This is a genomic window from Methylobacterium mesophilicum (assembly GCF_036441335.1).
In the GTDB taxonomy this organism is placed as follows: Bacteria; Pseudomonadota; Alphaproteobacteria; order Rhizobiales; family Beijerinckiaceae; genus Methylobacterium; species Methylobacterium mesophilicum_B.
The window spans coordinates 107,892-133,477 of the sequence record NZ_MLBW01000026.1; the positions used below are offsets into that span (position 1 = coordinate 107,892).

28 protein-coding genes and 1 tRNA gene are annotated in these 25,586 nt (G+C 64.7%); 14 read left to right on the forward strand and 15 right to left on the reverse strand.

The genetic code is table 11. The annotated features are described in order from the left end of the window. Positions 1 to 227: 227 nt before the first annotated feature. The 5 genes from MMR14E_RS16500 to MMR14E_RS16520 all read right to left on the reverse strand — a co-directional run bounded on the left by MMR14E_RS16500 (position 228) and on the right by MMR14E_RS16520 (position 4,342). On the reverse strand, positions 228 to 1,601 hold the full coding sequence (locus tag MMR14E_RS16500) for an NTP/NDP exchange transporter (protein ID WP_331315724.1): 1,374 nt from the start codon (positions 1,599 to 1,601) through the stop codon (positions 228 to 230). Positions 1,602 to 1,709: 108 nt separating this feature from the next. Beyond that, a complete protein-coding gene (locus tag MMR14E_RS16505) occupies positions 1,710 to 2,465 on the reverse strand; it encodes an NADPH-dependent F420 reductase (protein WP_331315726.1) in 756 nt (251 codons plus the stop codon). Beyond that, positions 2,455 to 3,360 carry an aldo/keto reductase gene (locus MMR14E_RS16510; RefSeq protein WP_331315727.1) on the reverse strand — a complete coding sequence of 302 codons (906 nt, stop codon included), beginning with the start codon at positions 3,358 to 3,360 and terminating at the stop codon, positions 2,455 to 2,457. Before MMR14E_RS16510 ends, MMR14E_RS16505 begins: the two co-directional genes overlap by 11 nt. Before the next feature lie 113 nt (positions 3,361 to 3,473). Continuing rightward, the gene (locus tag MMR14E_RS16515) at positions 3,474 to 3,812 is read right to left on the reverse strand and encodes a hypothetical protein (RefSeq protein ID WP_331315729.1); all 339 of its coding nucleotides are present in this window, start codon (positions 3,810 to 3,812) and stop codon (positions 3,474 to 3,476) included. A gap of 74 nt (positions 3,813 to 3,886) precedes the next feature. Then, the gene (locus MMR14E_RS16520) at positions 3,887 to 4,342 is read right to left on the reverse strand and encodes a CHRD domain-containing protein (protein ID WP_331315731.1); all 456 of its coding nucleotides are present in this window, start codon (positions 4,340 to 4,342) and stop codon (positions 3,887 to 3,889) included. Positions 4,343 to 4,602: 260 nt separating this feature from the next. On the opposite strand from MMR14E_RS16520, the gene MMR14E_RS16525 reads away from it, so the two are divergent. Beyond that, a tRNA-Met gene (locus MMR14E_RS16525) sits at positions 4,603 to 4,679 on the forward strand. On the opposite strand, the gene MMR14E_RS16530 is transcribed toward MMR14E_RS16525, so the two are convergent. From MMR14E_RS16530 to MMR14E_RS16555, 6 genes are all read right to left on the reverse strand, one after another. Further along, entirely contained in the window at positions 4,658 to 4,921 is a 264-nt protein-coding gene (locus MMR14E_RS16530; RefSeq protein ID WP_331315732.1) for a hypothetical protein, read from the reverse strand. The genes MMR14E_RS16525 and MMR14E_RS16530 overlap by 22 nt on opposite strands. 87 nt (positions 4,922 to 5,008) lie before the next feature. Further along, on the reverse strand, positions 5,009 to 5,278 hold the full coding sequence (locus MMR14E_RS16535; RefSeq protein WP_331315734.1) for a hypothetical protein: 270 nt from the start codon (positions 5,276 to 5,278) through the stop codon (positions 5,009 to 5,011). A gap of 28 nt (positions 5,279 to 5,306) precedes the next feature. Further along, positions 5,307 to 5,810, reverse strand: a complete 504-nt coding sequence (locus MMR14E_RS16540) for a hypothetical protein (RefSeq protein WP_331315735.1) — start codon at positions 5,808 to 5,810, stop codon at positions 5,307 to 5,309. Continuing rightward, a complete protein-coding gene (locus MMR14E_RS16545; RefSeq protein WP_331315736.1) occupies positions 5,807 to 5,956 on the reverse strand; it encodes a hypothetical protein in 150 nt (49 codons plus the stop codon). The genes MMR14E_RS16540 and MMR14E_RS16545 overlap by 4 nt, the downstream gene beginning before the upstream one ends. Positions 5,957 to 6,216: 260 nt before the next feature. Next, positions 6,217 to 6,852 carry a lambda exonuclease family protein gene (locus MMR14E_RS16550; RefSeq protein ID WP_331315737.1) on the reverse strand — a complete coding sequence of 212 codons (636 nt, stop codon included), beginning with the start codon at positions 6,850 to 6,852 and terminating at the stop codon, positions 6,217 to 6,219. Between the two features lies 1 nt (position 6,853). Further along, entirely contained in the window at positions 6,854 to 7,606 is a 753-nt protein-coding gene (locus MMR14E_RS16555; protein WP_331315738.1) for an ERF family protein, read from the reverse strand. A gap of 940 nt (positions 7,607 to 8,546) precedes the next feature. Between MMR14E_RS16555 and MMR14E_RS16560 the strand changes: the two genes are divergently transcribed. The 3 genes from MMR14E_RS16560 to nusG all read left to right on the forward strand — a co-directional run bounded on the left by MMR14E_RS16560 (position 8,547) and on the right by nusG (position 11,676). Beyond that, positions 8,547 to 9,788, forward strand: a complete 1,242-nt coding sequence (locus MMR14E_RS16560; RefSeq protein ID WP_331315740.1) for a replicative DNA helicase — start codon at positions 8,547 to 8,549, stop codon at positions 9,786 to 9,788. Between the two features lie 41 nt (positions 9,789 to 9,829). Next, entirely contained in the window at positions 9,830 to 10,795 is a 966-nt protein-coding gene (locus MMR14E_RS16565) for a DUF1376 domain-containing protein (RefSeq protein WP_331315741.1), read from the forward strand. A gap of 119 nt (positions 10,796 to 10,914) precedes the next feature. Next, on the forward strand, positions 10,915 to 11,676 hold the full coding sequence (gene nusG / locus MMR14E_RS16570; RefSeq protein ID WP_331315743.1) for a transcription termination/antitermination protein NusG: 762 nt from the start codon (positions 10,915 to 10,917) through the stop codon (positions 11,674 to 11,676). 39 nt (positions 11,677 to 11,715) lie between these two features. Here nusG and MMR14E_RS16575 read toward each other — a convergent pair whose 3' ends face one another. Further along, the gene (locus MMR14E_RS16575; RefSeq protein WP_331315744.1) at positions 11,716 to 11,991 is read right to left on the reverse strand and encodes a hypothetical protein; all 276 of its coding nucleotides are present in this window, start codon (positions 11,989 to 11,991) and stop codon (positions 11,716 to 11,718) included. 49 nt (positions 11,992 to 12,040) lie between these two features. On the opposite strand from MMR14E_RS16575, the gene MMR14E_RS16580 reads away from it, so the two are divergent. The 10 genes from MMR14E_RS16580 (at position 12,041) to MMR14E_RS16625 (ending at position 23,222) form a co-directional block, all read left to right on the forward strand. Continuing rightward, a complete protein-coding gene (locus MMR14E_RS16580) occupies positions 12,041 to 12,409 on the forward strand; it encodes a hypothetical protein (RefSeq protein WP_331315745.1) in 369 nt (122 codons plus the stop codon). Between the two features lie 426 nt (positions 12,410 to 12,835). Continuing rightward, positions 12,836 to 13,261: a hypothetical protein gene (locus tag MMR14E_RS16585; RefSeq protein ID WP_331315747.1), complete on the forward strand. Its 426-nt coding sequence runs from the start codon at positions 12,836 to 12,838 to the stop codon at positions 13,259 to 13,261. Between the two features lie 259 nt (positions 13,262 to 13,520). Next, a complete protein-coding gene (locus MMR14E_RS16590; RefSeq protein ID WP_331315749.1) occupies positions 13,521 to 13,865 on the forward strand; it encodes a hypothetical protein in 345 nt (114 codons plus the stop codon). A 97-nt stretch (positions 13,866 to 13,962) separates the two neighbouring features. Then, the gene (locus MMR14E_RS16595; protein ID WP_331315751.1) at positions 13,963 to 14,598 is read left to right on the forward strand and encodes a hypothetical protein; all 636 of its coding nucleotides are present in this window, start codon (positions 13,963 to 13,965) and stop codon (positions 14,596 to 14,598) included. Positions 14,599 to 14,749: 151 nt separating this feature from the next. After that, complete coding sequence (terL, locus tag MMR14E_RS16600; protein WP_331315752.1) at positions 14,750 to 15,514, forward strand: phage terminase large subunit; 765 nt, start codon at positions 14,750 to 14,752, stop codon at positions 15,512 to 15,514. Between the two features lie 690 nt (positions 15,515 to 16,204). Continuing rightward, on the forward strand, positions 16,205 to 16,975 hold the full coding sequence (locus MMR14E_RS16605; protein WP_331315755.1) for a hypothetical protein: 771 nt from the start codon (positions 16,205 to 16,207) through the stop codon (positions 16,973 to 16,975). A gap of 173 nt (positions 16,976 to 17,148) precedes the next feature. After that, positions 17,149 to 17,622 carry a hypothetical protein gene (locus MMR14E_RS16610; RefSeq protein ID WP_331315757.1) on the forward strand — a complete coding sequence of 158 codons (474 nt, stop codon included), beginning with the start codon at positions 17,149 to 17,151 and terminating at the stop codon, positions 17,620 to 17,622. Positions 17,623 to 17,893: 271 nt separating this feature from the next. Next, positions 17,894 to 20,359, forward strand: coding sequence for a phage portal protein (locus MMR14E_RS16615; protein ID WP_331315759.1), 2,466 nt, complete (start codon positions 17,894 to 17,896; stop codon positions 20,357 to 20,359). Between the two features lie 54 nt (positions 20,360 to 20,413). After that, complete coding sequence (locus tag MMR14E_RS16620; protein ID WP_331315760.1) at positions 20,414 to 21,319, forward strand: hypothetical protein; 906 nt, start codon at positions 20,414 to 20,416, stop codon at positions 21,317 to 21,319. Between the two features lie 184 nt (positions 21,320 to 21,503). Continuing rightward, positions 21,504 to 23,222: a hypothetical protein gene (locus MMR14E_RS16625; protein ID WP_331315762.1), complete on the forward strand. Its 1,719-nt coding sequence runs from the start codon at positions 21,504 to 21,506 to the stop codon at positions 23,220 to 23,222. Positions 23,223 to 23,492: 270 nt separating this feature from the next. Here MMR14E_RS16625 and MMR14E_RS16630 read toward each other — a convergent pair whose 3' ends face one another. The 3 genes from MMR14E_RS16630 to MMR14E_RS16640 form a co-directional block, all read right to left on the reverse strand. Then, the gene (locus MMR14E_RS16630) at positions 23,493 to 23,621 is read right to left on the reverse strand and encodes a hypothetical protein (RefSeq protein WP_331315764.1); all 129 of its coding nucleotides are present in this window, start codon (positions 23,619 to 23,621) and stop codon (positions 23,493 to 23,495) included. 328 nt (positions 23,622 to 23,949) lie between these two features. Then, complete coding sequence (locus tag MMR14E_RS16635) at positions 23,950 to 24,783, reverse strand: tetratricopeptide repeat protein (protein ID WP_331315766.1); 834 nt, start codon at positions 24,781 to 24,783, stop codon at positions 23,950 to 23,952. A gap of 167 nt (positions 24,784 to 24,950) precedes the next feature. Next, complete coding sequence (locus MMR14E_RS16640; RefSeq protein WP_331315768.1) at positions 24,951 to 25,502, reverse strand: hypothetical protein; 552 nt, start codon at positions 25,500 to 25,502, stop codon at positions 24,951 to 24,953. Between the last annotated feature and the right edge of the window lie 84 nt (positions 25,503 to 25,586).

Sequence of the window (25,586 nt, forward strand, 5' to 3'; positions counted from 1 at the left end):
AGCCCGGAACGAGCGCGATACCTCGCCCGTCAGGGTAAACCGCCCCTTAACGGGCGCCGAGGCCGCGCGGAACTTCACCCGGTCGTGCCGGTAGAACCTCGGGGGGCCGAGCGGGAGACGGCTTCATGCCTCAGATGTTCGACTGGATCTTTTTCGCGATCATGCTGCCGTTCCCGGCGTACCTGGTCTGGGACTTCATGCGGCACCGATAGGCGGGCCGGCGGCGGTCACCCGTCGAGCGAGGCCGCCGCGCGAACGACCGGGGCCGTCGGCTGAGGAGCGACGCCCGTCTCAGCGGCCTGTTCTGCACGGCGCCGGTCCTGCGCGCGCCCGAGCCAGACGCTGTTCACGAGCCACGCCATCGACAGCGGGATCGCGGCGCCGGCCACGCTGGCGCTGCCGAGCCCCATGCCCTGGATACCCGTGAACGACCACGCGCCGACCTGATCGCCGAGCCGGTAGACCACCGTGTCGATGAAGCTCTTGGCCTTGTAGCGGTCTTCGCGCGGGACCACGGTGAACAGCACCTCGCGCACCGGACGGGCGATAGCGAAGTTGCCGGCCCGGCGCAGCACCTGGAACGCCACGATCACCCCGATCGTCGGCCAGAGAGCGAGCGCCGCGAAGCCGAGAATGCTGAAGGCCGGGAGGATCGCCAGCGTCAGGGCGACGCCGATGCGGTTCACGATCCGTCCGGTCAGGAACAGCTGGATCCCCAGCGTCAGGACGTTCACCGCCAGGTCGACGCTGGCGAAGAACGCCGTCTGCGCGCCGCGATCCGGGAAGCTGCGCTTCGCGATACCCGCCTGCTCGAAGTACAGGAAGGTCGACGTCACGGAGAACAGCAGCAGGAACAGTGATATGTTGAGCAGGTAGGGCGACGCGAGGGTCCGGGTGACGCCGGCGAGCACGCTGCCCCCGATCGTCCGGTCCTGACCGCCCTCGACGCCTCCGTCGCGACCCGGCACCTCGTGCAGCTGGGTCGACAGCGCCGCGAGCCCGCGCATGCAGAACACCGCGACTTCCAGGAGCACCACGGCGCAGAGCATCAGGCCCCAGGTCGGGACGTTCTTGGCCAGGATCGCGGTGGTCGCCGAGCCCGCGATGGCGCCGAGCGTGGCGCCGGCCGCGATGAAGCCGAACAGCCTCTTGCCCTGGGCGTTCGAGAACACGTCGACGATTGTCGCCCAGAAGATCGACACCACGAACAGGTTGAAGATCGACAGCCAGACGAAGAAGACCCGGCCGATCCAAACGCCCCACTCGGCGGGCGCGAGGTAGAGCGTCAGCGCGAAGGCCAGGATGTTGGCCGCGAAGAACCGGTAGGTGATCGGCACGAACCGCGCGCGCGGCATGCGCTTCACCAGGTAGGCGAAGGGCAGGTTGAGGGCGAGCATCCCCACCAGGGTGGCGGTGAACAGCCAGGGCAGGTTCTCGATGCCGCCGGCGACGCCCATCTGATCCCGGATCGGGCGCAGGACGTAGTAGGCGGCGAGAATCGAGAAGATGTAGGCCCAGGACCACGCCAGCGCCCGGCCCTCCCCGGGCTGAACGTCGATCAGGCGCGCGAGCGTGCCGCGGGCGGGGGCGGTTTCAGGCATGGGCCGATCTCACCGGAATGGGCTTCTTCCCCGGACGGGCCTCCCTCGGGGACGGCTCGGTCGGGCCCCTCGCCGGCGCAGGGCGCGGCGAGGGGTCGGGCGACGCGCCTACTTCGCCAGTCCGAGTTTCTCGCGCATCTCCGGCGCGGTGACGTCGTGACCGAAGCCCGGGCTGCCCATGGCGAACTTGTCGGCGTCCTTGAGCGGGCCGACCACCACCGGGTCGAACCCGGCGTCGCGGACGAGGCCCTCGGCGACCGTCAGCGCCTCCGGGTCGTCCCCGGCGATCGGGATCGCCATGCGCCCGCCCGCTCGACCCTTGCCGCCGTCCGCGCCCTCCTTGGCGAAGACCTTGTAGTTGGCCGCGTTGAAGGCACGCACGATCTTGGCGCCGGGGAAGTACTTGGCCGAGGTCGCGCCGATCCCGTCGGCCTGGACCTCGTCGTAGAGCGCGCCGTCGCGTTTCTGCGTGGCGTTACCGGCATCGAGGACGACCTTGCCCTTCAAGGACGGTCCGATCTCCTTCGCGAGGTCCGGATAGGCCTTGTACGGGACGGCGATGAACACGGCGTCGCCGAACTTGATCGCCTCCTCCGGCGTGCCGGCCTTGGCCTTAGGCCCGAGCTCCGAGACCATCGCGGCGAGCTGCTCCGGGTGGCGGGAGGCGAACATGACCTCGTGGCCGTCCTTGACCCAGAGCGTCCCGATCGTGCCGCCGATGTTCCCGGCGCCGATCACTCCGATCCGGATCTTCTTCGGGCCGTCCTGGGCCGAGGCGAGCACGGCCGCGGGGACAGCGGCGGCCACGACGAGGCCGGCCGCCAGGGCGAGCGCCGTGCGGCGCGAGGTGAGATCAGACCGCATCGATGAACGTCTCCATCTGCTTGCGCTGCGCCGCGTCGGGCAGCTTGCCCCGCGCGGCCCCGAGGTTGTCCTCGACATAGGCGGCCTTCGCCATGCCGGGGATCGGGCAGGTCACGGCCGGGTTGCCGAGAACGTATTTCAGGAAGACCTGCGGCCAGCTCGCGCAGCCGAGATCCTTGGCGAATGCCGGCAGCTCCTTGCCCTGGACCGCCTTGAACAGGCGGTCGCGGCCGAACGGCACGTTGGTCATCACCGCCACGCCGCGATCCGCGGCCAGCGGGAGCACGCGCTCGGCGGCGGCGCGGTTGTCGATGGCGTAGTTCACCTGGATGAAGTCGAGGCTCTCGCGCTTCATGACGGCTTCCAAGGCATCGAGCTGATTGTCGCGCCAGACCGTGACGCCGACGTAGCGGATGCGCTTCTGCGCCTTCAGATCGCGCAGAACCGCCAGATTGTTGCTCACGTCGATCAGGTTGTGGACCGCCACCAGGTCGACGGTGTCGACCTTCATGCGTTTCAGCGATCTTTCGAACTCCGCGAGCGTCGCGTCGCGGCCGGTCGTGTCGACCTTGCTCGCGAGGAAGATCTTCTGGCGCAGGCCGGGCTCCGCCAGGATCAGGCCGAGGACGTCCTCGGCGGTGCCGTAGCTCGGGGCCGTGTCGATCACCGATCCGCCGAGATCGACGAAGGTTTTGACCGCCGCCTTCAGGGGCGCCACCGCCTCGGGCGTCGGTTCGACCTCGTAGCGCCGGGACGTGCCGATCCCGATGGCTGGGAGCATCTCGCCGGTCGACGGGATCGGGCGGCGGATCAGCGGTTCCGCCGCGGCGGCGAGGCGGCCGGCGAGCGGGGCGAGTGCGGCCGCGGCGATGACGGCGCGACGGGATACGGGCATGGCCGGCCTCCGACGGGTGGATGACCCGCCGGGAGATAGGGCGCTCCCGGGCCGTGTGCATTCTTAATTCTCACCCTTCCGTGAGCGACGCGGGCCGCTCCGACGGGGCGAGGCTAGTCTTCCTCCGGCGGGTCCTCGAATTCCGCGCCCTCGGTGTCGGGAGCGATGCGGAACCGGTACTCGTCGATCGCCAGGAACGCGCGGTGGGCGACCTGCGGGTCGATCCCGTCGCGGACGACCAAGGTCTGGAAATCGATGAACAGGCGCGCGATGCGCGCCTCGTCCGGCAGGGTGGCCAGTGCCGACGAGCTGGCGCCGGCGCGCATCATGTAGCGCTTGGCCTCTCCGGCCGTGTCGGGCGCGGGCAGGACGACGACCTGCCCGGCTGTTTGCGGCCTCAGGTCCGCCCAGCGAACGGGCGTCCAGGCGATGATGGCGTCGATCTGCTTCATCGAAGGCTCCGGCAGGTGGACGGGATCCGCCTACCGGGCGCGGCCGGGCACGTCGAGGCTCGCGCCGTTGCGGATCAGGGGGCGCGCTCCAGCTGGCCGCGGATCTCGCCCTTCGGATTCGCGGCGGTGTGGAGGTTGAAGTATATTTTCCCCGCCGCGAGATCCGCGGCCTTGGCGTCGTCGAGGGTCGCCTCGCCGGTGAAGGGGCTGCTCGCCGCCGTCACGGGAACGAGCACGCCGGCATTCTCGCCCGCCTTTGCCGGCCCGTGGAAATGGGCGGCCGTGACCGGGCCGGTGAGGCCGCTGTACTGGCCCGACCAGCTCAGGCGCTTGGTGGCGGGATCGAAGGTCGCGGTGATCTCGCCTTTGCCGAGAGACGCTGTCGCCGGGACCTCGCCGGTGCCGGTGAGCGCCGCTTGGTAGGTGACGTCCTGACCCGCCGCGGCGGCCGAGCTTGCGGCGAGCGGCACACCGAGGACGAGAAGGGCGGCGAGGCTGGTGGTCCAGCGATGGCTCATGCGCGCTGTCATCGAACGCTCCGCGATCAGACGGGCCTTCGGGTGGCCCCTGCGGGAACCTAGCGGGCCCGCAGGAATCGGACATGGCCGCCGCGGCGGCGCGAGGTGCTTTTCGGTGACAGCAGGGCCTGTCCCTGTCGCCCTCCCGGTCACGTGGACCGTCATGCCTGCGGGCGCGCGATTTGCGCACCGGAAACCGTTGACATCGCGTGCTCGCTCTCCCTATACCGCCGCCACTGCACGCGACGTCCTCGCGGACGCTCGCGGCTCGTGGCGGGGTAGCTCAGCTGGTTAGAGCAGAGGAATCATAATCCTTGTGTCGGGGGTTCAAATCCCTCCCTCGCTACCATCTAACTTCTTGTTTTCGCTCGATAGACCGAACCCGCCCTCCGGCGGGTTTGACGTTTTTGGCGCCAAGGTTTGACGCCCGTTCGCGCTGCGACGCGCGAATTCGGCATCCAAGGAAGCCATCAGCGCCCGCATCTTCGGAGCCAGATCGGCCCTCTTCGCATAGTGGCGCGCCATCTCGATCGTGCGCTGGCCGAGGGCGTCGGCGATCGCACGTTCATCGTGCCCGATCTGGCGCAGCACGACGGCCAGGGTGTGCCGCAGCCCGTACAGGGTGAGACCCGGCTGAACTTTCCCGGCCTTCTCCAGTTTCAGCCGGATCGGCCGCCATCACGCGCGGGATCCGCTGAGCGTCCAGGGCTTGCCCTCGGAGTTCGCGCACAGAGCCGGTGCTGTGTGCTCCGGCGCGGCAGCCAGGATCATCGTGTGCGGTAGCGGTGCGAGCCAGAACAGAGGCTCGCCCGTCTTGGCGCGGTTCGTCGACAACTCGCCATCGCGGAAGGCCTCCCGCGGCAGGCCGAGCGCCTCTTTCGGTCCGAGGCCGGTAAACATCATCAAGGCGACCGGAGTGAGGATGTGTGGCGGCGCAGCGGCAAGCACAGCTTCGCGCTCGGCGTCCGACCACGGCCTATTGGCGTCGGGTTCGCCCTTCGTCTTGCGCAGATCCTTTATGCCGGCGGCAGTGTTCGCCGGCAGATGGCCGCGCTCCGACCCCCAGGCGAAGAGCCGCGACAGCACCGCCTTCGTGGTTGCCGAAGCGGCGGCCCTTCCGCTCGGCTGCGCGGTCTCTGATCTTCACTACGAATGGGCGCGTGAACCGAGAAAGGTCAGTGCCGTCGATGTCTTTCAGGTAGTTAAGGACCTTCTGGTAGTCTGCGCGCGTCTGCGGAGCTAAGTCGGTGAAAGCCGCGTGCGCGCGGTAGGCGACGATCAGGCTGCCGAGCGTGCCGCCCTTAGGTGCGGCAGCCGCCTCTGCGCTCTTCTCGATCCGCGCCACCTCCGCGAAGAACGCAGCGGATCCGAGCGGCGCCTTCTTCAGGTCGATCTTTTCGCCAGTCTTCCGGTGGTAGCATCGCATAACGCCGTGCCGGTCCGCGAAGATCTGGAACCCTTTCACTCGGATGCGGGTCACCCGAGCCTCGCCAAGATATCCTCGTCGCTCTGCTGAACCGACTCGCGTTCCGGCAGCGCCTCGAAGAAGAGGTGAACCTGGGTACGGTTCCAGAGCACGCGTGAGCCAACGAGCTTGGGCCGCGGCATCAGCCGTTCGCGCACCATCTCCGAAGGTCGTCGTTGACACCCCGACGTAGCGGGCCACCTCTTGGCGAGAGAGCCCTTTGGGCGCGAACGGAATTGGTCCGCTCGGGCGGGCGACCGCTATGGCGCACTTTCCCCTCCGAGATTCTTCATCGCAGGTTCGTGCTGGAGATCCCGAAGACCGAAGGGCGCATCAGCGCTTACGATCTGGCGCTCGGCAGGCAATCTCGGTGTGGTGCTCGAGGAGCCGGCGCGGCTGTCGATTGTGCGGCGGCGGAGCATCAAGCGGCCTCGGCCGTTCCGATGGCCACGAGAGCCGTCATCCGCTCCTCGACCTCGTCAAGGAAAGCATTCACGGCAGCTTCGTCCCTGGCGATCTGCGCGTCGTCCCGGTGCAGCCGCTTCACCCACAGCCGAAGGGCCGGCGGTACGCTCGGGTGCCACGAGGCAAAGTCACACCATGCCCGGCCCGTGCAGGCCATATGCCAGCGCATCTGCGGCCGGTGGTCCTCCGGGATCTCGCCGGATAACAGCGTCTCCAGATGCGTGCGCAGGGTCGGGCGCTTGAACTCGACGAGGCCGACCGCGCCGACGAGCCGATCCGGGCTGGCCCCGGCCAAGGCGATCGTGGGGTGATCCACGAACCCGACCTTCACGGTGTCGACTCCGTACAGGAACTCGTAGGCGTCGCAGGCCTGCGGCTCCCGTTCCGAGCCCTCGAGCATCGCGGCGGTGAGGTAGTGCTGCGTCGCGAGGCCCGTCACCCGCTCGCCGACGAGTTCCATCAGGTAGGACTCACGCTCGGCCCGCGGCTTGCCGTCCTTGCGTAGCGCCAGCACGTCGGCGACGCGCGAGGCGGTGACCTTGCCGCAGCGGGCGTCCAGCCACGCGGGGCTGCCCTGGATCATCTCGGCCATGTCAGCGGCCCTCCGGCCGGGCGCGCCGGGCAACGACGCGCTCGTTGGCGTCCAGAGCCTCGCCGTAGAGCGTGGCCGGCAAGTCCGGCACGCTCTCGACGGCGAAGACGCGCAGAAACTTCGCCGGGGCGATCCCGTGCTCGGTGAGGAGATTGCGTAGCGTCTCGGCCTGCGCGTCCGAGATCACGTCCGCGGACGCGTCCGCCGCCGGCGCCCCGTCGGTGGCGCCCGGATCGTTGGTCAGGGCGATGTTGAAGACCTGCAGGACGAGGTAGCGGCGCCCGTAAGTGATGGTCGCGCCGATGCCCTGGATCGGCGCCTTGTTGGCCCGGCCCTGGCTGCCGGCCGTGTCCGGCGGCAGATCGAGATGATAGTCCCGCTCGTGCCCGGCGGCATGCGCACAAATGCATCGGATCCGCAGATGCCCGGCGATCGGCGACGGCTGGGTATCGAACGAGAGCGCCAAGCCGTGCCGGGCGATGATCGGCTGCGTGGCCCGCGCGATCGTCTCCAGGCGCGCGTAGGGGGCGCCGAAATGCGTGTTCCGGGCGTCGCGCAGGACGCGCGGCAGCTCGGCCCCGCCGAGCGGACAGGGACACGATGGGGCTCCCGCGCAGGCCCGCGGTGGAGCGGAGGCGCTCCTCGCGCGGCAGGCATTCAGCGGCCGCCCGATCGGCCGGCGCGATCTGGAGGGCGAAGCGGCGGGCCGCCTGCTGGTTGGCGATGACGGCCGCCTGCGCGTCCAGTCGAGCACGCCGTTCCTCAAGGGTCAGGTGATCGAAGGTATGGCCGGCCATGTCAGGCGGCCTCGCGGATCTGGTCGGCTTCACATTCCGCGATGGCTGCCAGCTCGTCGGCCTCCTCGGCCTCGCGCTATTCGATCCAGTTGCGCGCGGGCTCGATGCAGTGGAAGCCTTCTGCCTCGAGCCCGTGGGCGCTGCGGATCGCGCAGGCGCGATCCAGAACGACGATCGAGCGGTCCTCGGATATAGATGGGAGGCAGGCGTTTCTGCCCGAAACGGCGGCCCTGACCAAGGCTGCTGTGAGATTGGGCGGCTTCGGACACGAGAAGCTCCATCGCAACGGGCGATGCAGCTTTGTACGCGTAAAGCGTAAGACCGGACAAAACGTACGAGCGGTCAGGCTGTTTGGCCGGTCGGTACGTCAATCCCTTGTTGAGGTCCGCGCATGGGCCTGCGATCGACCGGAACGGCCTGACCACCTCTCAGAACGATTGCCGGTCCATGGAATTCGGCCGCGCTCTGAAACCCTTGCTCCGCTAAGCGAATGGCGACGAGCGTCGCGGGGTAGCCGACAACGAAGTGGGGATCGAAGAGGCCGCCGCGCTCGCCCTCTCCGGATCGTGGCGCCGGATCTATGCCGGGCGATACCAGCACGTAACGATCCCGAGGACGCGGACTTGGTCCTCGCCGGCGCCGAAATCAAGCACCTGGTGGTGATCTGGATGCGTGCTGTCCGGGTACAGGAGGACCTGGACTCCGTCGGACCGGACCTTCTTGATGGTCCACTCGACGAAGCCGCCGCGCGACCGCTCGACATGGACGTATTTCCCGTTCGGCGGTGCGTGCCGGCCCTCTCCGTAGCGCTGGCAGATGGCATAATGCCCGTCCGGTGCGACTTAATGAGTGAGGCCCAACAATTCAAAGGACGTACTGCCCGACTTTATTGACGTAATGCACGTTCGGGACACCCTGAAGACCTATCTGGGAGACGCCGATTTCGGCGGCCGGACGGTGATCCAGTACCTCGCGCGGCTGGCCTCCGACGCCACCACGGTGGTCAACGCCGGCGCCTACGCCCGCACGATCCACGACCTCGCCGTGCGCCGTCGCCTGATCCTCATCGGCGAGGAACTGGTGAACGGCGCCTACGAGGCGCCGGTGGAGCAGGCGCCCCGCGACCTGATCGCGGCCACCGAGTCTCGCCTGCTCGACCTGATCGACGCGGAGCCGGGCCTGGGCTCCGCGGCGCAGAGCGCGGCGCAGTCCGCCGCCTGGATGCGCGAGCGGATCGATGGCCTGCGCTCGGGGCTCATCCGCTCGACCGCGATCCCGACCGGGCTGCCCGACCTCGACCGCGCCACCAACGGCGGATTCCAGCGCGGCCAGCTCTGGATCCTCGCCGGGCGTCCCGGCATGGGCAAGACGGTGGCGATGACGACGCTGAGCCGCCTCGCCGCCCGCGCGGCCGGCGTGCTCGCCTTCCAGTGCGAGGTGACCCGGGACCAGCAGATGGCCCGCTACCTCGCCGACCTGTCCTATCGGCACAACCGGCCGCTGCCCTTCGGCCGGATCATGGCGGCCGTCGACCTCGACGAGGAAGAGCTGGCGCGCCTCGACGAGGCGATGCGGCGGTTCGAGCGCCTGCACCTCACCCTGACCTGCGAGCCCGGCGTCAGCCTCGCGCAGATCGCCGCGGCCGTGAAGGTCGAGAAGCGGCGCCTCGCCCGGCAGGGCATCGCCCTCGGCGTCGTGTTCATCGACTATCTGAAGTTCATCAAGGTCTCGGACCGGTACCAGGGCAACCGGGTGCTGGAGATCGGCGAGATCACCGGCGGGCTGAAGCAGCTCGCCAAGGCCGAGGACATCTGCGTGGTGCTGCTGACGCAGCTCAACCGCGCCGTCGAGGCCAAGGACCGGACCGACCGCCGCCCGAACCTCGCGGACCTGCGCGATTCCGGCGAGATCGAGCAGGACGCCGACGCGGTGCTGATGCTGTACCGCGAGGCCTACTATCTGGAGCGCAAGCTCAAGGCCTCCGGCGGCGATCCCGAGATCGGCGCGCGCCTGATCGAGCGGCAGAACGCCCTCGAGCTCATCCTCGCCAAGAACCGCTCCGGCCCATGCCCCACCCTCGACCTGTGGTGCGACGTGGCCGCCTCCGCCATCGCCCAGACCGCACGAGGCCCGCTATGAGCCAGCATTCCGCCGCGTCCACGCCCTTGCCCGATCCGCTGGTGCCGGCCGACATCGACGTGGACGGGATCCACGGCTTCCTTCTGCACACGGACCGGCTGTTCCATTCGGAGCTGTGGGCGCTCTCGACCGGCGACGAGTTCAAGGGGGCGGTCGCCCTGTGGTGCCACGCCTGGCGCCAGCGCCCGGCGGGCTCGCTGCCCGACGACGACCGGCTGCTCGCCGCCTTCTCCGGGGCGGGCCCGCGCTGGAAGAAGGTGCGGACGATGGCCCTGCGCGGCTTCGTCCTGTGCGCGGACGGCCGCTACTATCACCGGGTCCTGTGCGAGGACGTGCTGCGCGCCGCGGAGGCGAAGGACGCGCGGCGCGAGCGGACCGCCGCGGCCACGCGGGCCCGTCAGCGCAAGGATGATCCCGAGACGACCCCGCCCGGCGGCGAAAAGCCCAGTCTTTTCAACGAAGCGGCCGAACGTGACGATGACCGTTACGATCAACGTAACGACTCACGCGACGATAGACGTGACGAAACAGTCACGGTCGCCACGCGCGGACCGTTACGTCCACTAAGGGAAGGGGAAGAAGAAGGGAAGAAGAAAGATATACCGGCGGCCGCCTGTGATCCTGTACCCCGCGAGGCGACCGCGCCGGCCTGGAACAGCCGGGCGAGCTTCGACCGGGTCGAGGCACGCTGCCGGACCGCCCTGCCCCCCGGCTGGTGCCTCGACCCCGTCGTCGGTCCGATGGCGCGGCTGGAGGCGGACGGGCTCGACCTCGAACGGGAGATCGTCCCGGCGATCCTGGACATCGCGGCGAGTCGGCGGGTGCCGATCCGGACCTGGGGGCTGCTCGCCGACGCGGTAGCGGAATCCGTCGCCGCCCAACGCCGCAGCCGGTCCGCCCAAGGCCTCTCGGCCGTGCCGCCCGCGCCGGTCCCGCCGGACGAGATGATCGACCTGCCCGGCGGCCTGCGCTGGCCCGAGGCCGACCTGCGGACCTGGATCACCTGATTTCGCGAGAACCCCGCGACCTGGTCGTAATCGCTGTTCGGCCCCCCACCGGGCCAGCCCGGGTGCCGCATCCCGCCGCGGCTGCTGATCGGCGAGGCGGCGTGATGCCGAGTGGGCGGATGGGCCGCTGCGGCCAGGCCAAGACGACGCAGCACGATTCGCGCATCGCCCGGGATGTCCCGATCCCTGAGGATCGCCGCAACGTCGTTCCCGACCTGCGTGAGCCAGGTCTGTGCTGGTATGTCTGCACGACGATGCCGCAGGTCGAGCTGCGGGCCGCTGCGAGCCTCCGCCAGTTGAACGCGCGCGGCCACAACCTCGCTGTGTACGTGCCGTGCGAGTTCGAGTGGCGCCGCTCGGTTAGATCGAACCTGCGTGTGCCACGCCGCGTATACCAACGCCCGATTCTGCGGCACTACCTGTTCCTGGGCACACGGGGTCCGATCGGCGAGCGCACGCTGTTCGCCCTGCGGGAGACCGACGTGGATGGGCGAAACGCCCACGGCCTTATCGGCATCCTCGGCGCAGCCGTCTCGGGCCCGCTAGCGATGGCCGATGACGGGCTCGATTGGCTTCGGCGGGCCGGCGACGAAGAGCAGGCTGGGCGGACGAACCGCACGCCAGCTGGCGCCTTCGCGGCCGGAGACGCCGTCCGCATTGGCGGCGGGCCGTTCGTCGGCTTCCCGGCTCGCTACCTGGCGTTTGGTCCCGAGGGCGAGACCGCGCTGGTGAAGATCACCCTGATGGGCGCGCGCACGGAGATGCGGCTGGCGATCGAAGACGTGAAGCCCGTTGCGATCGCACACGACAGGATCGACGGCTGCGACGACTGCCGAGCGAGCCCCAAGTCGAGGCACATACTCGCTTCAGGAGAACCGTGATTCGCCTCGGCAAGGGCAAATTCACAATCGCCGCAATCTTCAAATGTCAAGATCTTGATCAGTAAATTCAACAAGATGACCAAATACGATCGACTGTATCGATTTAGCAACACCAATTATGAATTTCTGTCGCTTCTGCGCGAGGCATAATATCTGATGTTGATTGAGTAAGACATAGTATTGATTGATATGGGCCAGCAAAGGAGCATCAATTTGAGATTTCGCGAAACGAATACCTATGCCTCCGACTCGATTACTCAGATCCGTAGCAGCATTTGCGATTGTCGGTGGTGTCACCGCCTGCGGTACGTACATACCCAGTCTCCGAACATGGCCGGACGATAATCCGACGGGCGAAGGCGACATGGTCACCTCGATCATCAACGCAGTGCGTTGCGAACTGAGCTATACGGTTACCGGAACCATTAATAGAGATCAGTTTGACCTTACACAGCGCAAATACCCAGTTGCTTATACAAATTTTCTTCAAGACTGGGGAGTGCAGGTTGCAATTAATTTGACAATAGCTGAGCGATCCTCTGTCAATCCTACGGTGCTCCTGACTCCTCCAGGTGTGCCAGAATACATGTTCAAATTCGCTGGAGGTCTATCGGCGAGTTCCGAAGCGCAACGGCTACAAAAACAAATATCTTTTATTTGGTTTCAGATCTATACAATGTTCAATACTTCACTGAGATATAACCCGATGGACGAGGAAATTTGTCGGGCGTGAGAAATGTCTCACCCCAACCGGCGATCGTTACGGGTCTCCGCTGGTCAACAGCGATCTGAGGCTGGCCTCGCTGCTCAATAGCCGCCTCGCGGCTACTGCTTTGGGCTTCGCATCGTCTCCAGGAGAAAAGCCACTTGCTGAAGGCGAAAAGAACGTTCTGTCTCAGACCGTATCGTTCAAAATTGAGACAGCCGGCACCGCCACACCATCGTGGACGCTTGTCCGAGCTGCAGTGAATCCCGCTGGCTCATTCTTCAGCACCGGCCGGGACAACATGCAGGAGTTGGTTATCACGTTCGGTCCACTCGATAAATCGGTCAAGGGGCGGCGGGCGCTGAACGAACTTGCTCAGGCAACGCATATCGCTACTCAGCTCCAAACTGGAATCCAAAGTTTCGTGACCCCGTTTAGGTAAGGAACTGTCCTATGCGTCCGAAAAAGACTGATCAGTCACACCCAGAATCGGCCGAACTCAAGGTAAAGAGCAAAACTGCGAGGCACGCAAAATCGCACCCCGACAAGCGCACGACCAATAAAGCGGTGCTTAAACCCAGCCGAGATTTCTCGAAAGTTCCGGAACTTGCTAACGCACTGAAATTGATTGCTGACAAAAATACAGATAAGGTCCTAATCAAAGATTTCTTAACCAAATGCATGGTCGAACTCAAGACGAACAAGGCGCGCCTGAAGGTCACTGTGCCGGCAGAATTGACAACTCCGGGAGAGTGTTACATCAGTAATTTTCCGAGTAATGAAGTCACAATCTGGGAGAATTGGCATATCAAAGGCCACATGTCTTTGCAAGACGCTTTAGATGCCCATATTCCGGCTTGTAGTGTTCGTCCGCGATAGTGCGAGGGTCATTGATACCCCGCAGCTTGTGATAAAATCCACGCTGCGGAGGTGTGATTGAAACATCACGTAACTGGCTGAGTAAGTGTTGACGGAAGGGTTCCTCTGCCCGATAATCTGCTTGCGCCGACCGCAGAACAATACGGACGGGTCCGCGCGAGACCGGAGGTGTGGCCGCAAGAGGTCCCGCCGGCTTCTCATGATAGGGCTCGTCTGTGCTCACCTCTGCAATCGCAATTAAAATAACACTGGAAATTCGATGCCACGTGGTCGGCCGAAGGGCGCGCGCAACAGGGCGACGGCCGAGATCAAGTCGCTCTGCCAGGAGCACGGCCCGAAGATGGTCGCGCGCCTCGTGGCCATCGCCAGCAACGCGAAGACGCCAGAGGGCGCGGCGGTCGCCGTCATCCGGGAGATCCTCGACCGCGGCTACGGCAAGCCGACCCAGGCGCACGAGCATGGCGGCCTCGGCGGCGGTCCGATCGCGGTTGACCTGACGGGCGCAACCGATGAGCAACTTGCCGCGCTCGCATCTCTCTTCGGTCCGCTTGCCGCCGCCGGCGCAGATGCTGACGGCGATCCGGGCGGAGCAGGCGCGGCGTAGCGAGAAGGCCGAGCGCGCGCGGCTCCGGACCCGCTGCGCGTCGCTCGCCGGCTTCGTCCAGGAGGCCTGGCACGTCCTGTAGCCCAACCAGGCCTACGTGCACGGCTGGCACATCGAGGCGATCTGCGCCCATCTGGAGGCGATCACCCAAGGCCATTTCCTCGCGCTCGGGCTTCAGAACCGGCTGCTGATCAACGTCCCGCCGGGCGCGATGAAGTCGCTCATCGTCTCGGTGTTCTGGCCGGCCTGGGAATGGGGGCCCCGCGGGCTCGCCGGGCTGCGCTACCTCACGACCTCGTACAAGGAGGACTTCGTCAAGCGCGACGCGCGGCGCATGCGCTACCTCGTGTCGAGAGAATGGTACCGGGCGCTCTGGCCCCACGTCGTGCTGTCCCGCTCCGGCGAGATCTCGTTCGCCAACACGGCGACCGGCTCGCGCGAGGGCATGCCGTTCGCCTCGCTGACCGCGGGTCGCGGCGACCGGGTCATCATCGACGACCCGCACTCGACCGAGACGGCCGAGAGCGAGACGGAGCGCGAGCGGACGCTGCGCATCTTCCGCGAATCGGTCACGACGCGCCTCAACGACCCGGCGCGCTCGGCCATCGTGGTGATCATGCAGCGCCTGCACGAGCGCGACGTGTCCGGCGAGATCCTGCGGCTGGGCCTGGGCTACGTCCACCTGATGCTGCCGGACGCCGATCTTCGCCGATCCGCGCACGCTGGACGGTGAGCTGCTGTTCCCCGAGCGCTTCCCGCGGTCGGCGGTCGAGCGCGACAAGATCCCGCTCGGCGCCTACGCGGTTGCCGGCCAGTTCCAGCAGCGGCCGGCTCCGCGCGAGGGCGGGCTGTTCGACCGGGCGGGGTTCGGGATCGTCGATGCCTTGCCGCCGATCGAGAAGTGGGTGCGCGCCTGGGACTTCGCCGGCACGAAGAAGCGGCCGGGTGCCGATCCGGACTGGACCGTCGGCGTGAAGATGGGTCGCGGGGCGGACAAGCGGTTCTACATCGCCGACGTGGTTCGGGTGCGCGAGATGCCGGGCAAGGTCCGCCAGCGGCTGATCAACACCGCGAGCCAGGACGGGGCCGCGGTGGGCATCCGGATCCCGAAGGATGCGGGGCAGGCCGGCATCGCGCAGGCCGAGGACTACGTCACGGCGCTCGCGGGCTTCATCGTCAGCGCCGTGGCGCCGACCGGCTCGAAGGAGGTGCGCGCCAAGCCGATCTCCAGCCAGGTCGAGGTCGGCAACGTGCTGCTGCTGCGCGGAGCTTGGAACGAGGCGTTCCTGGAGGAGCTGGGGATGTTCCCGGCCGGCAGCCACGACGACCAGGTGGACGCGGCCGCCGACGCGTTCAACGAGCTGGCCGGCGTCCTGCCGGGCGAGGGGCTGATCGAGCTCTATCGTCGACAGATCGCGGTCGGGTCGGCACCGGAGGGGCAGCATGTGTGGTCTATGCCGAGCCGTGCAAGTGATCGGGCGATGATCGATCTAGTGGCGCCCTCCGGTACTGGAACCGTGATCGGCTCGTCGGGCTTGCACTATACTCCTGATGCGGGTGGACGTATTAAAGTTTTGAGCGATGATGTGAGTCCGCTCTTGGCCTCCGGCTTCAGCCATGGAGCAGAGACAGCCAGCATGGACCTATGAAACAAATCTCTCTGTGTGTGGCAACGCGCAGATTTCTGCTAAATTGGCGCCGACCCTTTGATAATGTTTACCTTTTATCTATCAAGTAGAGCATAAATCTAAACCTAATCGAGATAGATTTCGCTCTGTGACTGTATTAGGAGCGTAAACAGCAATGATACTCTGCGTCATGTACATCAAGAAATAAACTGTCTGGCGTTAGCGAAAAGAGAAATGTGAAAAGGTGCGGTGCATGACTGTCGCCGGGCGGCGCCGGCCCTGAGATACGAGCATCTTACACAAAGCTCCGCACGGCATCATTCTGATCCGAGTTGCTAGCATCCAAAATGAGGCTGCACGAGCTGCCTGCCGGTCGTGCGAAGAATAACTTTCAAAATTACCGAATAAAACGTCTCATTTATCAAATATGTATAATCTAGTGTTCAATCGAGGGCGATACTTTAATCGAAATTCCGACCAGACGGCGATTTAAATCAGGCCAATATTATGCCTATGGTCATCTTGACACAGCAATTCCTAGAGCTATTCATGAGCGCTCCGGATGAAGACTTACCTGATCGTAACGTAGGTAGCGGTCTATACCTGAGGCACGAAGTGGAAAGCCACGTCAACTCCGGACTCTATTCGCTCTGATGCGCGATAGAGATCACAGACAAGCATTTGTTGGGCATTTCTACAAGGATCAGCCTAATGAATACTTCTGTCGATACCGCAAAAATCTCAAATATTCGCACTTCGCTTCCCATCAATGCAAGTTCAGACACCGACAATTCGAATAACTCATTAATAATCCAGGGCAGGGACCACATCGATCCGCGATCTGGTCTGAGAACGTCTCCAAACCAGCTTAGTGCAATTTTAGTCGTTGCAGATACAAACAGAAAATCGCCGTCTGCAGCGTTTAATAGCAACATAGGCGACACTGCATCTGTCAATCAATCGAGTACAGTCCCGCGCAGCGGTGTCTCCTCTGATGAAGTTATTTACCGCCCGGCCATGGAAGGAGATCCGACGGTACATCTTCCCGGAATCTCTGTCGGTCCAGGATCTCCAGTCATCGGCTACCCCTCTTCTCCCACAAATGTTGGGGGTGGCGTAGGCGCTGGAGGAGGCGGTGGGAGAGGCGGACCGGGGTCCGTCCAAAACACCAGTCACTCCAACCCCGCCTCTGCCGAAGCCGGTCGAACGAAAGTAACTTGGCAAGAGGCGCAGAAAGAAACCTATGATAGTTTATTTGACGAAAATCCAAGAAATGCAAGAATTGGGGACCACGATACGGGCGCTGTAGCGATAGGAGAGAATAGTGGGTCGGATCCGGACGGCTCCATCTGGTCTCATGAACGGATTATTTTTCATACAGAAAAGGGAACCTTCTTTGCTGCCCAATCCGTCCCAGGCGATGTTGTTGTTGCAAGATTCGTCAATGTAAATCTGGAGGTGACTACTCAAACACCAACTTGAACACAGTAAGATTAACTAATTAAGCTGAGTCCAGCCTGGTTTTGGTTGCAGATCCAGGGCCTTCAATGCCTAAATGTTTCTCGGATCGCGCTGATGTTCCTGTGCGATCCGAGATTTGTATCTGGTTCAATAAATCGAGAACGCAAATCGGTCAGTTATAAACACCGGAGGTGATGGCATCTATGGTGCGCAGAGCAAGGCACAACATCATCAAGACATCAATAACATCTATCGCCTTTTTTACCGCTATCAGTGCTGACGCAGCTGAAGTGAATGGCGATAATAAAGTGACGCTGCAAAGCTCCAGTGCAGCGGCTGATCCGACAACCAAACGCTCAGTCGAGCTTCCAACTCACGTCTTATCATCAGAAGAAGGTATTGAGATTGATGAGACTGGCGTAAATTTTCTTCCGGACGAGTTCGGCGTGGCCTGCTTCACCAAACTGGGCCGTTTCCACACAGATGATCGCGGCATACATATTAAATATAGGAGACGAGCTCCGGACATATATGTTCACAGTGAGTTCGATAGCAAAGTAAATCGATATCACATAGTTTTTGGCAATAATTTTTGCCGATATACAATGACTATCCAGCGCGAAATCAAAATCTCAGGCCAATGGAAATTGTCAACTATGTCAGATTGATAATGAAGCATTGTCATGCAAATAAGGCATCCGGCACAGAGAACAGCGCTGTCTGCACGCGCACTACTTCGGACTCACCACCGCTACCCAATCATACGAGTGGGGTCGGAGATACCCTCTCTGTAGCATATAGCAGGTTTCGCGGAAGGTCGTTCGGCTAGGCTCCATACGTCAACTCTATGCGCACGGCCAGTTGTATCCCATAGCGTCCGCTTACAGGGTATCCTCGCAGGTAGCCGAAAGATCGGATCAGAAGTCGACGGCTCCAATCTTGGACCTCTGGTCACAAGCAGTTTCGTGCCGTCCAGACACATTCCGACGCTTCACCGAAGGGCACTCGCAGTTGGCTTTAGCGACACGTGGCGGAGCGGCTGGCGTGTCGCTCGCCCCATTGGCCTACACCCTGACCTACGGCAGCGCCGGCTCCAGCTCGATCGCGGGCCATGAGCCTAGTTGGTTCGGCCCATCCGCGTCGATGCGCCCCTCAGCGCCGGCGGAAGTCGCTGGGCGCCGTTTCGACTACCCGCCCGGCTACAACCTCAACACCACCGCGCGCGCCTACGAGCCGGTCTCGTTCGCGCAGCTGCGCCGGCTCGCCGACGGCTACGATCTGCTGCGGCTCGTGATCGAGACCCGGAAGGACCGGGCCGCCGGCATGAGGTGGGCGATTAAACCGCGCGACAGCGGGAAACCTGCCGCCGCGAAGGCCACGGCGGTCACGGCTTTCCTCGCCAAACCCGACGGCGTCCACCCCTGGACCGACTGGCTTCGCATGGGCCTGGAGGACGTGCTCGTCCTCGACGCCTGGACCGCCTTCAAGCAGCGCTCGCGCGCGGGCGATCTCCTCGCGCTGGAGCCGATCGACGGTGCCACCATCAAGCCGATCCTGGCCGAGGACGGCCGCCTACCGATGCCGTGGGTGCAAGGCGGCCAAACGGTCTGGCCCGAGGCCTACCAGCAGATCCTCAAGGGTCTGCCGGCGTTGAACTACACCGCCCGCGAGTTGCTCTACTGCCCGCGCAACCTGCGCACCGACCGCGTCTACGGCTTCTCGCCGGTCGAGCAGGTCATGACCACTGTCCACATCGCCCTGCGCCGGCAGGTGATGACCCTGGAGTACTTCACCAGCGGCACCGTGCCGGACGCGCTGATCGGCGTCCCCGAGACCTGGGGCCCGGACCAGATCGCGACGTACCAGACCTACTGGGACTCGCTGTTCACCGACAACCTGACCGCCCGGCGGCGCGCCCGCTTCGTGCCCGGCAAGGTCGCGCTCCACCAGACCAGCGAGCCCCAGCTCAAGGGCGAGTTCGACGAGTGGCTGTCGCGGGTGGTGTGCTTCGCTTTCTCGATCTCGCCCCAGGCGCTGATCAAGCAGATGAACCGCGCCTCGGCCGACACGCAGAAGGAACTCGCCGAAGAGGAGGGCCTCGCCCCACTGCTCGACTGGATCAAGGGCGTCCTCGGCGATGTGATCGCCGACGACCTCGCCGCGCCCGAGCTGGAGTTCGCGTGGCAGGAGGACGAGCAGATCGACGAGGCCGCGCAGGCCGAGCGCCTGCGCGGGCTGACCGCGGGCGGGCTGATGCGGCTCAACGAGGGTCGCGAGATCCTGGGCCTCAATCCCGACCCGAGCCCGGCCGCCGACGTCCTGATGGCGATGACCGGCGCGGGCCTGGTGCCGATCGACGCGAACACCCTGGCGGGCAAGAAGGCGGCGCTCGACGCGTTCGGGCCGCCACCCGCGTCGGGCACGTTCGGCGCTGCGCCGGAAGAGCCGAAGGATCGCGACGAAGGCCCCGCGGCTGCGGTCGCCAAGTTGCTCGGCAAGTTCAACGAGGCTCAGCCGCGGGACGCGCGTGGCCGCTGGGCCGATGGGAGCGCAGGCGGCGAAGCGGATGAGGCCGCGGAGCGCGCCGCGTTCAAGCGCACCGTCCTGCGCACCGCGATCAGCGGGGCGGTGATCGCCGGGGGCGCGATCGTCACGGCCGCGTCCGGCGGCACCGTGCCGGCCGCGATCGAGGCGGCAGTCTGGATCGCCGAGTACTACCTGCTCGGCGACGCGCTGGTCACGGCTGGCCGCCACATCGGCGCGCATCTCGGCTACGACGACGAGGAGGTCGCGCGCATGCTCGACCACCTCGCCGGCGCGGTCGGGTTCGGCAAGGCGTACGGGAACGCGCCAGCGGGCGAGCGGATACGAGACTGGTTCGCCCAGGTGGTGGACACCGCGCTCGATGCGATGGTCGACGCGATCCGACGGGGCGGCCTCGACGCGGATCGTTGCAGCGCCATCGCGGCGGCCCTCAAAGACCTGCGCGGCCGTCTCACGGCGCAGATCGCGCATCTGCCGGCACCGGCTCACAAGGCCGCCGGTGCGGCACTCACCAAGCGCCGGGTCTGGAGGCCGGCCGATCCCGTCCCTTTCGAGCGGCCGGCCACGCGCCGGGCCATACGGGCGATTGCGGGGCAGCTCAAGACAGCGCTGGCCGCTACCCGCTCAGAGGTGGCCGCGGGCCTGCACGGGCTCGGCAAGCTCGCCAAGGCCGGCCCTGAGCCTGACGACGCGGACGCGCTGCGCCGCGCGCTGGACGCCTTTCTCGACGATCTCGACTTCGCGGATCTGCGTGCCATCGCGCCGGAGGTGGCCGAGAAGCTGGAAGACGTCGCCGCCGATGCAGGCCGCCGCGCGCTGGTGCAGGTCGGTGCGGCCAATCGCGAGGATCTGGTTGACTAGGTGAATGCCCGGGCAGTCGCCGCAGCGCGTGCCCGGGCGGCCGAGATGGTCGGGATGCGCTCCGACGCCGACGGCGCGCTCGTGCCCGCGGCCGATGCTGCGATGACCATCACCGAGGCGACCCGCGCGCGGCTGCGCGAGACCATCGCGTCAGGCCTTGAGCGAAACCTCGGCCTCGACGCCATCGCGGCGGCGATCGAGGCGGACGACGCCTTCTCGGTAGAGCGCGCCGCGCTCATCGCCGAGTACGAGGTGGCCAGCGCCAACGGCGCAGCGTCGCTGGAGAGCTACCGGGGGGCGGTCGCGGACGGCATCGCAGTCCGCAAGGCGTGGTGGGCCGAGGAGGGCTGCTGCGCGGTCTGCCAGGCCAACGCGGATGCCGGCGCGATCGAGCTGGACGAGGCGTTTCCGAGCGGTGACGACACGACGCCCGCGCATCCATCCTGCCGGTGCGTGATGGTGCCGGTCGTCGACGACGGCGAGTCGGTCGGCAAGGCGTTCGATCCGTCGAAGCATCCGCGCGGCGACGACGGTCGATTCTCAGGTGCCGGCGGAGCGGATCGGCGGGCACGCCGGCTCGCCCTACGTGCGATCGCAGATCGGCAGCACCTCGACAACGTCGATCTCGGGCGCGTGCCGGGGCACCGCTTCTCCGCTCACGCGGGCCGGGACGTCGATGGGTGGCGCTTCGAGTTGGACGGGGTCGGCGCGCGGCACACCGACAATCATCACGGTCCGGACAGCGGCGATCAAAACCCGATCCAGGCCGCCGATTTCGCGAGGCTCCGGCGCGTTCTTCAGCGCGGAGTCGTGAGGGCTGGTGAAGGCCGCACGAAGGCGGAGAATCTGCCTGTGGTGACCGTCGATCACACTGTGCGAGGCGAGGCCTATCACGCCGTCCTGACGGTCAGGAAGCGGTACCGGACGCTGCGGTTGCACAGCTTCTCAAAGCGAAGTTGAGGGGCGCGGGCCGTGACGACCGCGTGCCGACCATGTGGCCGACCTTGGGCGAAACGTCCGGGACGCACCACGGTCCCGCGCTGACTGAAATCTAGACCGTCGCGGGCTCCGGTTCAACGACCGCGACACCCGCCAGCCCTGACCTCAGCCACGGTGCGCCACCGCGTCTCCGTCGGAGCCCATCATGTCCGAGCTGTTCCTGTTCCTGCCGCTGACGAAGGTCGATGCGGCCAACCGGCTCGTCTACGGCTTGGCCACCGCCGAGACCCCGGACCGGGCCGGCGAGGTCTGCGACTACGCCTCGACGAAGCCGCTCTACGAGAAATGGTCGGGCAGCATCGCCAAGGCGACCGACGGCCGCTCGCTCGGCAACCTGCGCGCGATGCACGGCAAGGTCGCGGCCGGCAAGGTCACGCAGATCGCCTTCAACGACGACGCCCGACAGATCGAGATCTGCGCCAAGGTGGTCGACGACGCGGAATGGAAGAAGGTCGAGGAGGGCGTCTACACCGGCTTCTCGCAGGGCGGCGCCTACGCCAAGCGCTGGCGGGGCGAGGACGGCCTGATGCGCTACACGGCCGACGCGAGCGAGGTCAGCCTCGTGGACCTGCCCTGCCTGCCCTCGGCGACCTTCCAGGTGCTGAAGGCCGACGGCGCGGCCGAGACGCGGGCGTTCGCCGAGTCGGTGCGGATCGGCGCGCCGCTCGAGCCGACCAACGCGGACGTCTTCGCCAAGGCCGAGGAGCTGGCTGCGGCGGCTGGCCGGCCGGGCGCGGTCGGCGACTTCGTGGCGCCGGCGCGCGAGGCCCTCATGAAGGCCGCTGAGGCGGAGGCGCTGGCCAAGGCGCGGCCCGTCCCCGAGGCATCGGGCTCTGCGCCCGCGAACAAGGGCGAGGTTGAGCAGGTCTGGAAGGCGAAGGACGGCAGCACCTTCGCCAAGAAGGCGGACGCGCTCGCCCACAACGCCCGCACCGAGGCCACGGAGGCCGCGACGGCTGCAGCCGGCCCGGTGCTCGACGCCCTGTCTGATCTCAGCAAGCGGCTCGGGACCGTCGACGGGGACGCGACCGCCACCGAAGCCGAGGCGCAGCCGCGGCGGCCACGCAGGCGCCCGTGCGCCGATGTCGGCAAGGCGACCGATGGGTCGGATCTCGCGAAGGACCTCTACGGCGTGTCGCGGCTCGCGGTGCTGCTGAGCGAGATCAAGAGCATGCTCGGCTCGGCGGTGTTCGACGTGGTCTACGCTGACGGCGACGCGGCTTTGCCCCGGCAGATGAAGGCCTGGGCGACGCAGGGCGTCTCGCTCCTGCAGGCCATGGTGGCGGCCGAGATGGCGGATCTGATGGACGACGCGCCGACGGACGAGGCGATGGCGCTCGCCGACGGCCCGCTGTCGGACACCGCCTACGATGCGCTGGTGAAGGCGGTCGCGGCCGACAGCCCGGCCGGGCAGGCGCTGGCGAAGGTCGGGGCGCGCAACAGCCGGACGGACCAGGAGCGGATCCAGCGCATGCACGACGACGCCTGCGGCCTCGGGGCGACCTGCGGCGATGCCGGGAAGGCGGCCGGCGGCGATCTCGCCAAGGGCGGCGACGCGATCGAGGCCGTGCGGGCCGAGCTCGCCAAGATCACCGGCCAGCGCGACGCGCTGCAGAAGACGCTCACCGACGAGGTGCTGCCGCAAATCGCTGCGCTGGCGAAGATGGTGGGGGACCAGCCCGTGCCGCGCCACCTCGTGGGCCGCGCCGTCACGAAGGGCAGTGAGGGTGATTCCGGTGCATCTGACATCCCGTCCGCGGATGCGATCCGCGACCACCTAGCCAAGATGAGCCCCGAGGCGCGCGCGGACCTGCTGATCAAGGTCTCACACCAGAACCCGCAGCAGCTCGCGCTCGCGCGCTGAGGCGTTCAGATCCGCTACCTGCGTCCGGTGACGCGCGACGGCGTGCAACCCGACTCGGGCACCGGGATCGCCGTCGGCGCAGCTCCAAGGCACTCAAATGTGTTCGGTCTGGCAAGTTCGGCGCAAGGCATCGATCAGACACATCGTCGGACACCGGCATCGCGCTGTACGGGAATGCGAGGCGCGATGGCTCGGTTGCTGTCAGGAGCGGATCCTACACTTATCGAGTGACAGGAGTGTCCCCGACCGGCTCTGTAGTGCTTCTACCGATCAGATATTCGGGGCCTTCTCCGCGTCATCCCATTCGAGCGCTGGAACACCGATTTCTGCTTGAAGCACAATCGCTAGAACCGCGACGACGATCAGGCTCGCACCACAAAACAGCGCCACGCAGACCATCGCCCAATCTCCTCAACTAACAGTTGTAAAATCGCGCAACGTAGTTAACGAATGGTTAAACTTGGGCGGTTGCGGCTCAGACAAACTCTGGCTCTCCTCTTTCGCGTGTGCGGAACGGTACCGGCAACAGGATCAAGCACTCATGTCCGAGACCATTGCTCATGTCCCGGCGCGTTATGAGCGGGTGCACCGGCGTCCAGGTTGATAGCCATCTACTCAACGCACCCGGCATTGCCAGCAAGCGACACGACGACTAACGATACGAGCCCATGCCATATACTGAATTCGAGCTATCCCGCGCCTCGATTGAGTCCGGACTACTTGATAATCAGAGACCGTATGATGAATAATCCTTTCCAACGTTCGCATCGATTTTGACGGCTCTAGCGATATCGATATCGCCACCTTCTTTGTCCCCGCCCAGTCTTTTGGCCAGTCCACGGCCATACAACGCCCCCGCCGTCTCTTTCAGCTTCAGAGCGGCGCTATAATCGGCAACTGCTTTGTCATAGAGGCCCAACTTTGTATTCACCAATCCTCGGCTATCAAGCGTGTTCGCTTCATCTGGCTTCAATTTCAAAGAATTATTGCAATCTTCCAGCGCGCCCTTGAGATCTGTGCCCGTGGTTGCGCGTAGCCAGCACCGGGAATTATATATATCGGCATTATCAGGATTGAGATTGATCGTGCTGCCATAGTCTTTCAGCGCCTGATCGAAATTACCCTTCAATTCCATGGCGGCAGCGCGGTACTGATAACCGAGTGCATTGTTGGGATCGGACTTGATTGCTTGATCGAATTCTTTGACTGCCTCGTCGAGGTTGCCCTTTGCTCTTTGAATTTCGCCGCGCCCTACGTAAGCCATCGAAAAATTTCGATCGAGTCGAATGGCTTTGTCGAAATCCTTCAATGCCAGATCGAAATTTCCTTTCCCGGCCAGGAGCGTGCCTCGATTGAAGATAAAGATCTTCAAGATGGCGCCTCGCCAGAGGCCGGAGTCGATGACAGCATTGCAGGCCGCAAGATCTGCTTCCGCATTTCGCTCACCGCCATGCGGTTGGCACTGATTGATCTGCGCTCGGGTAAGCGGCAATGCATTGGCATTGGCGATGAAAAGGATCATAAATCCAGCGACAGTGATCGATTTTCTGCCAAAATTCATGATACTTTTAGCTTCGTACTTCGTGCTGATAGAGTGTTCCGCTGTTACGATATGATGAATTTTCGGCCTGTGGTCGTACGTGATAACTATATCTATCGTTGATTGCAACATTTACAAATCAATGATAGCGTTTGTTCATCAATTGGGCTATATGATTTGGCAAAAATCTACAAATCAGCAATACGGCGCCAAATAACGTCAACTCTACGGCCGGCCACATTAACCGATGTGCCATGAATGTTGGTCGAGGTGCCGACAGGGATATCAAATGGTATTGTGATTTCGGCTCCGGGAGGCACACGCATCCCCGTCACGAGTTCGCCACCGTCAGGAAACGACAGGATTGCAGTTCCCCGTGCGCGGCCGCCTTCCTCGACATAGCTGCCGCGATAGATACCGCCGCCTACGTCTAGGCCTGCCACCTTTCCGTTGGCGAGCGCTAGAGAGCCGGACGCTTGGTCAGTGCGCGCCTGGAACTCAACTCGAAAAAAGCCGCCCATCACAGCCTCGTAACCTTTCTGTCGCCTTGCTTCAGAATGTCTTTTTGTAACTCCGCCAGCCTGGCCAACGACGAGGATTTTCGACTGGTCTGATCGGTCCAATTTGATCGCGTCTCTTCGACATTCCTTCTTTAGACCCGATGACCTCAATGTCCTTAAATTTTGAACTCCGAGCGGCGTGATGGCTGCGTTTTTGACTGCCATCTTGTGGATAGACATTAAGTGGCAGTCACCCCGAAGACTCGACAACGGTTTGTGCTTGCGAGCAGATTTGACAGAGGCTTGGAGTTACAGTCGGTGCCT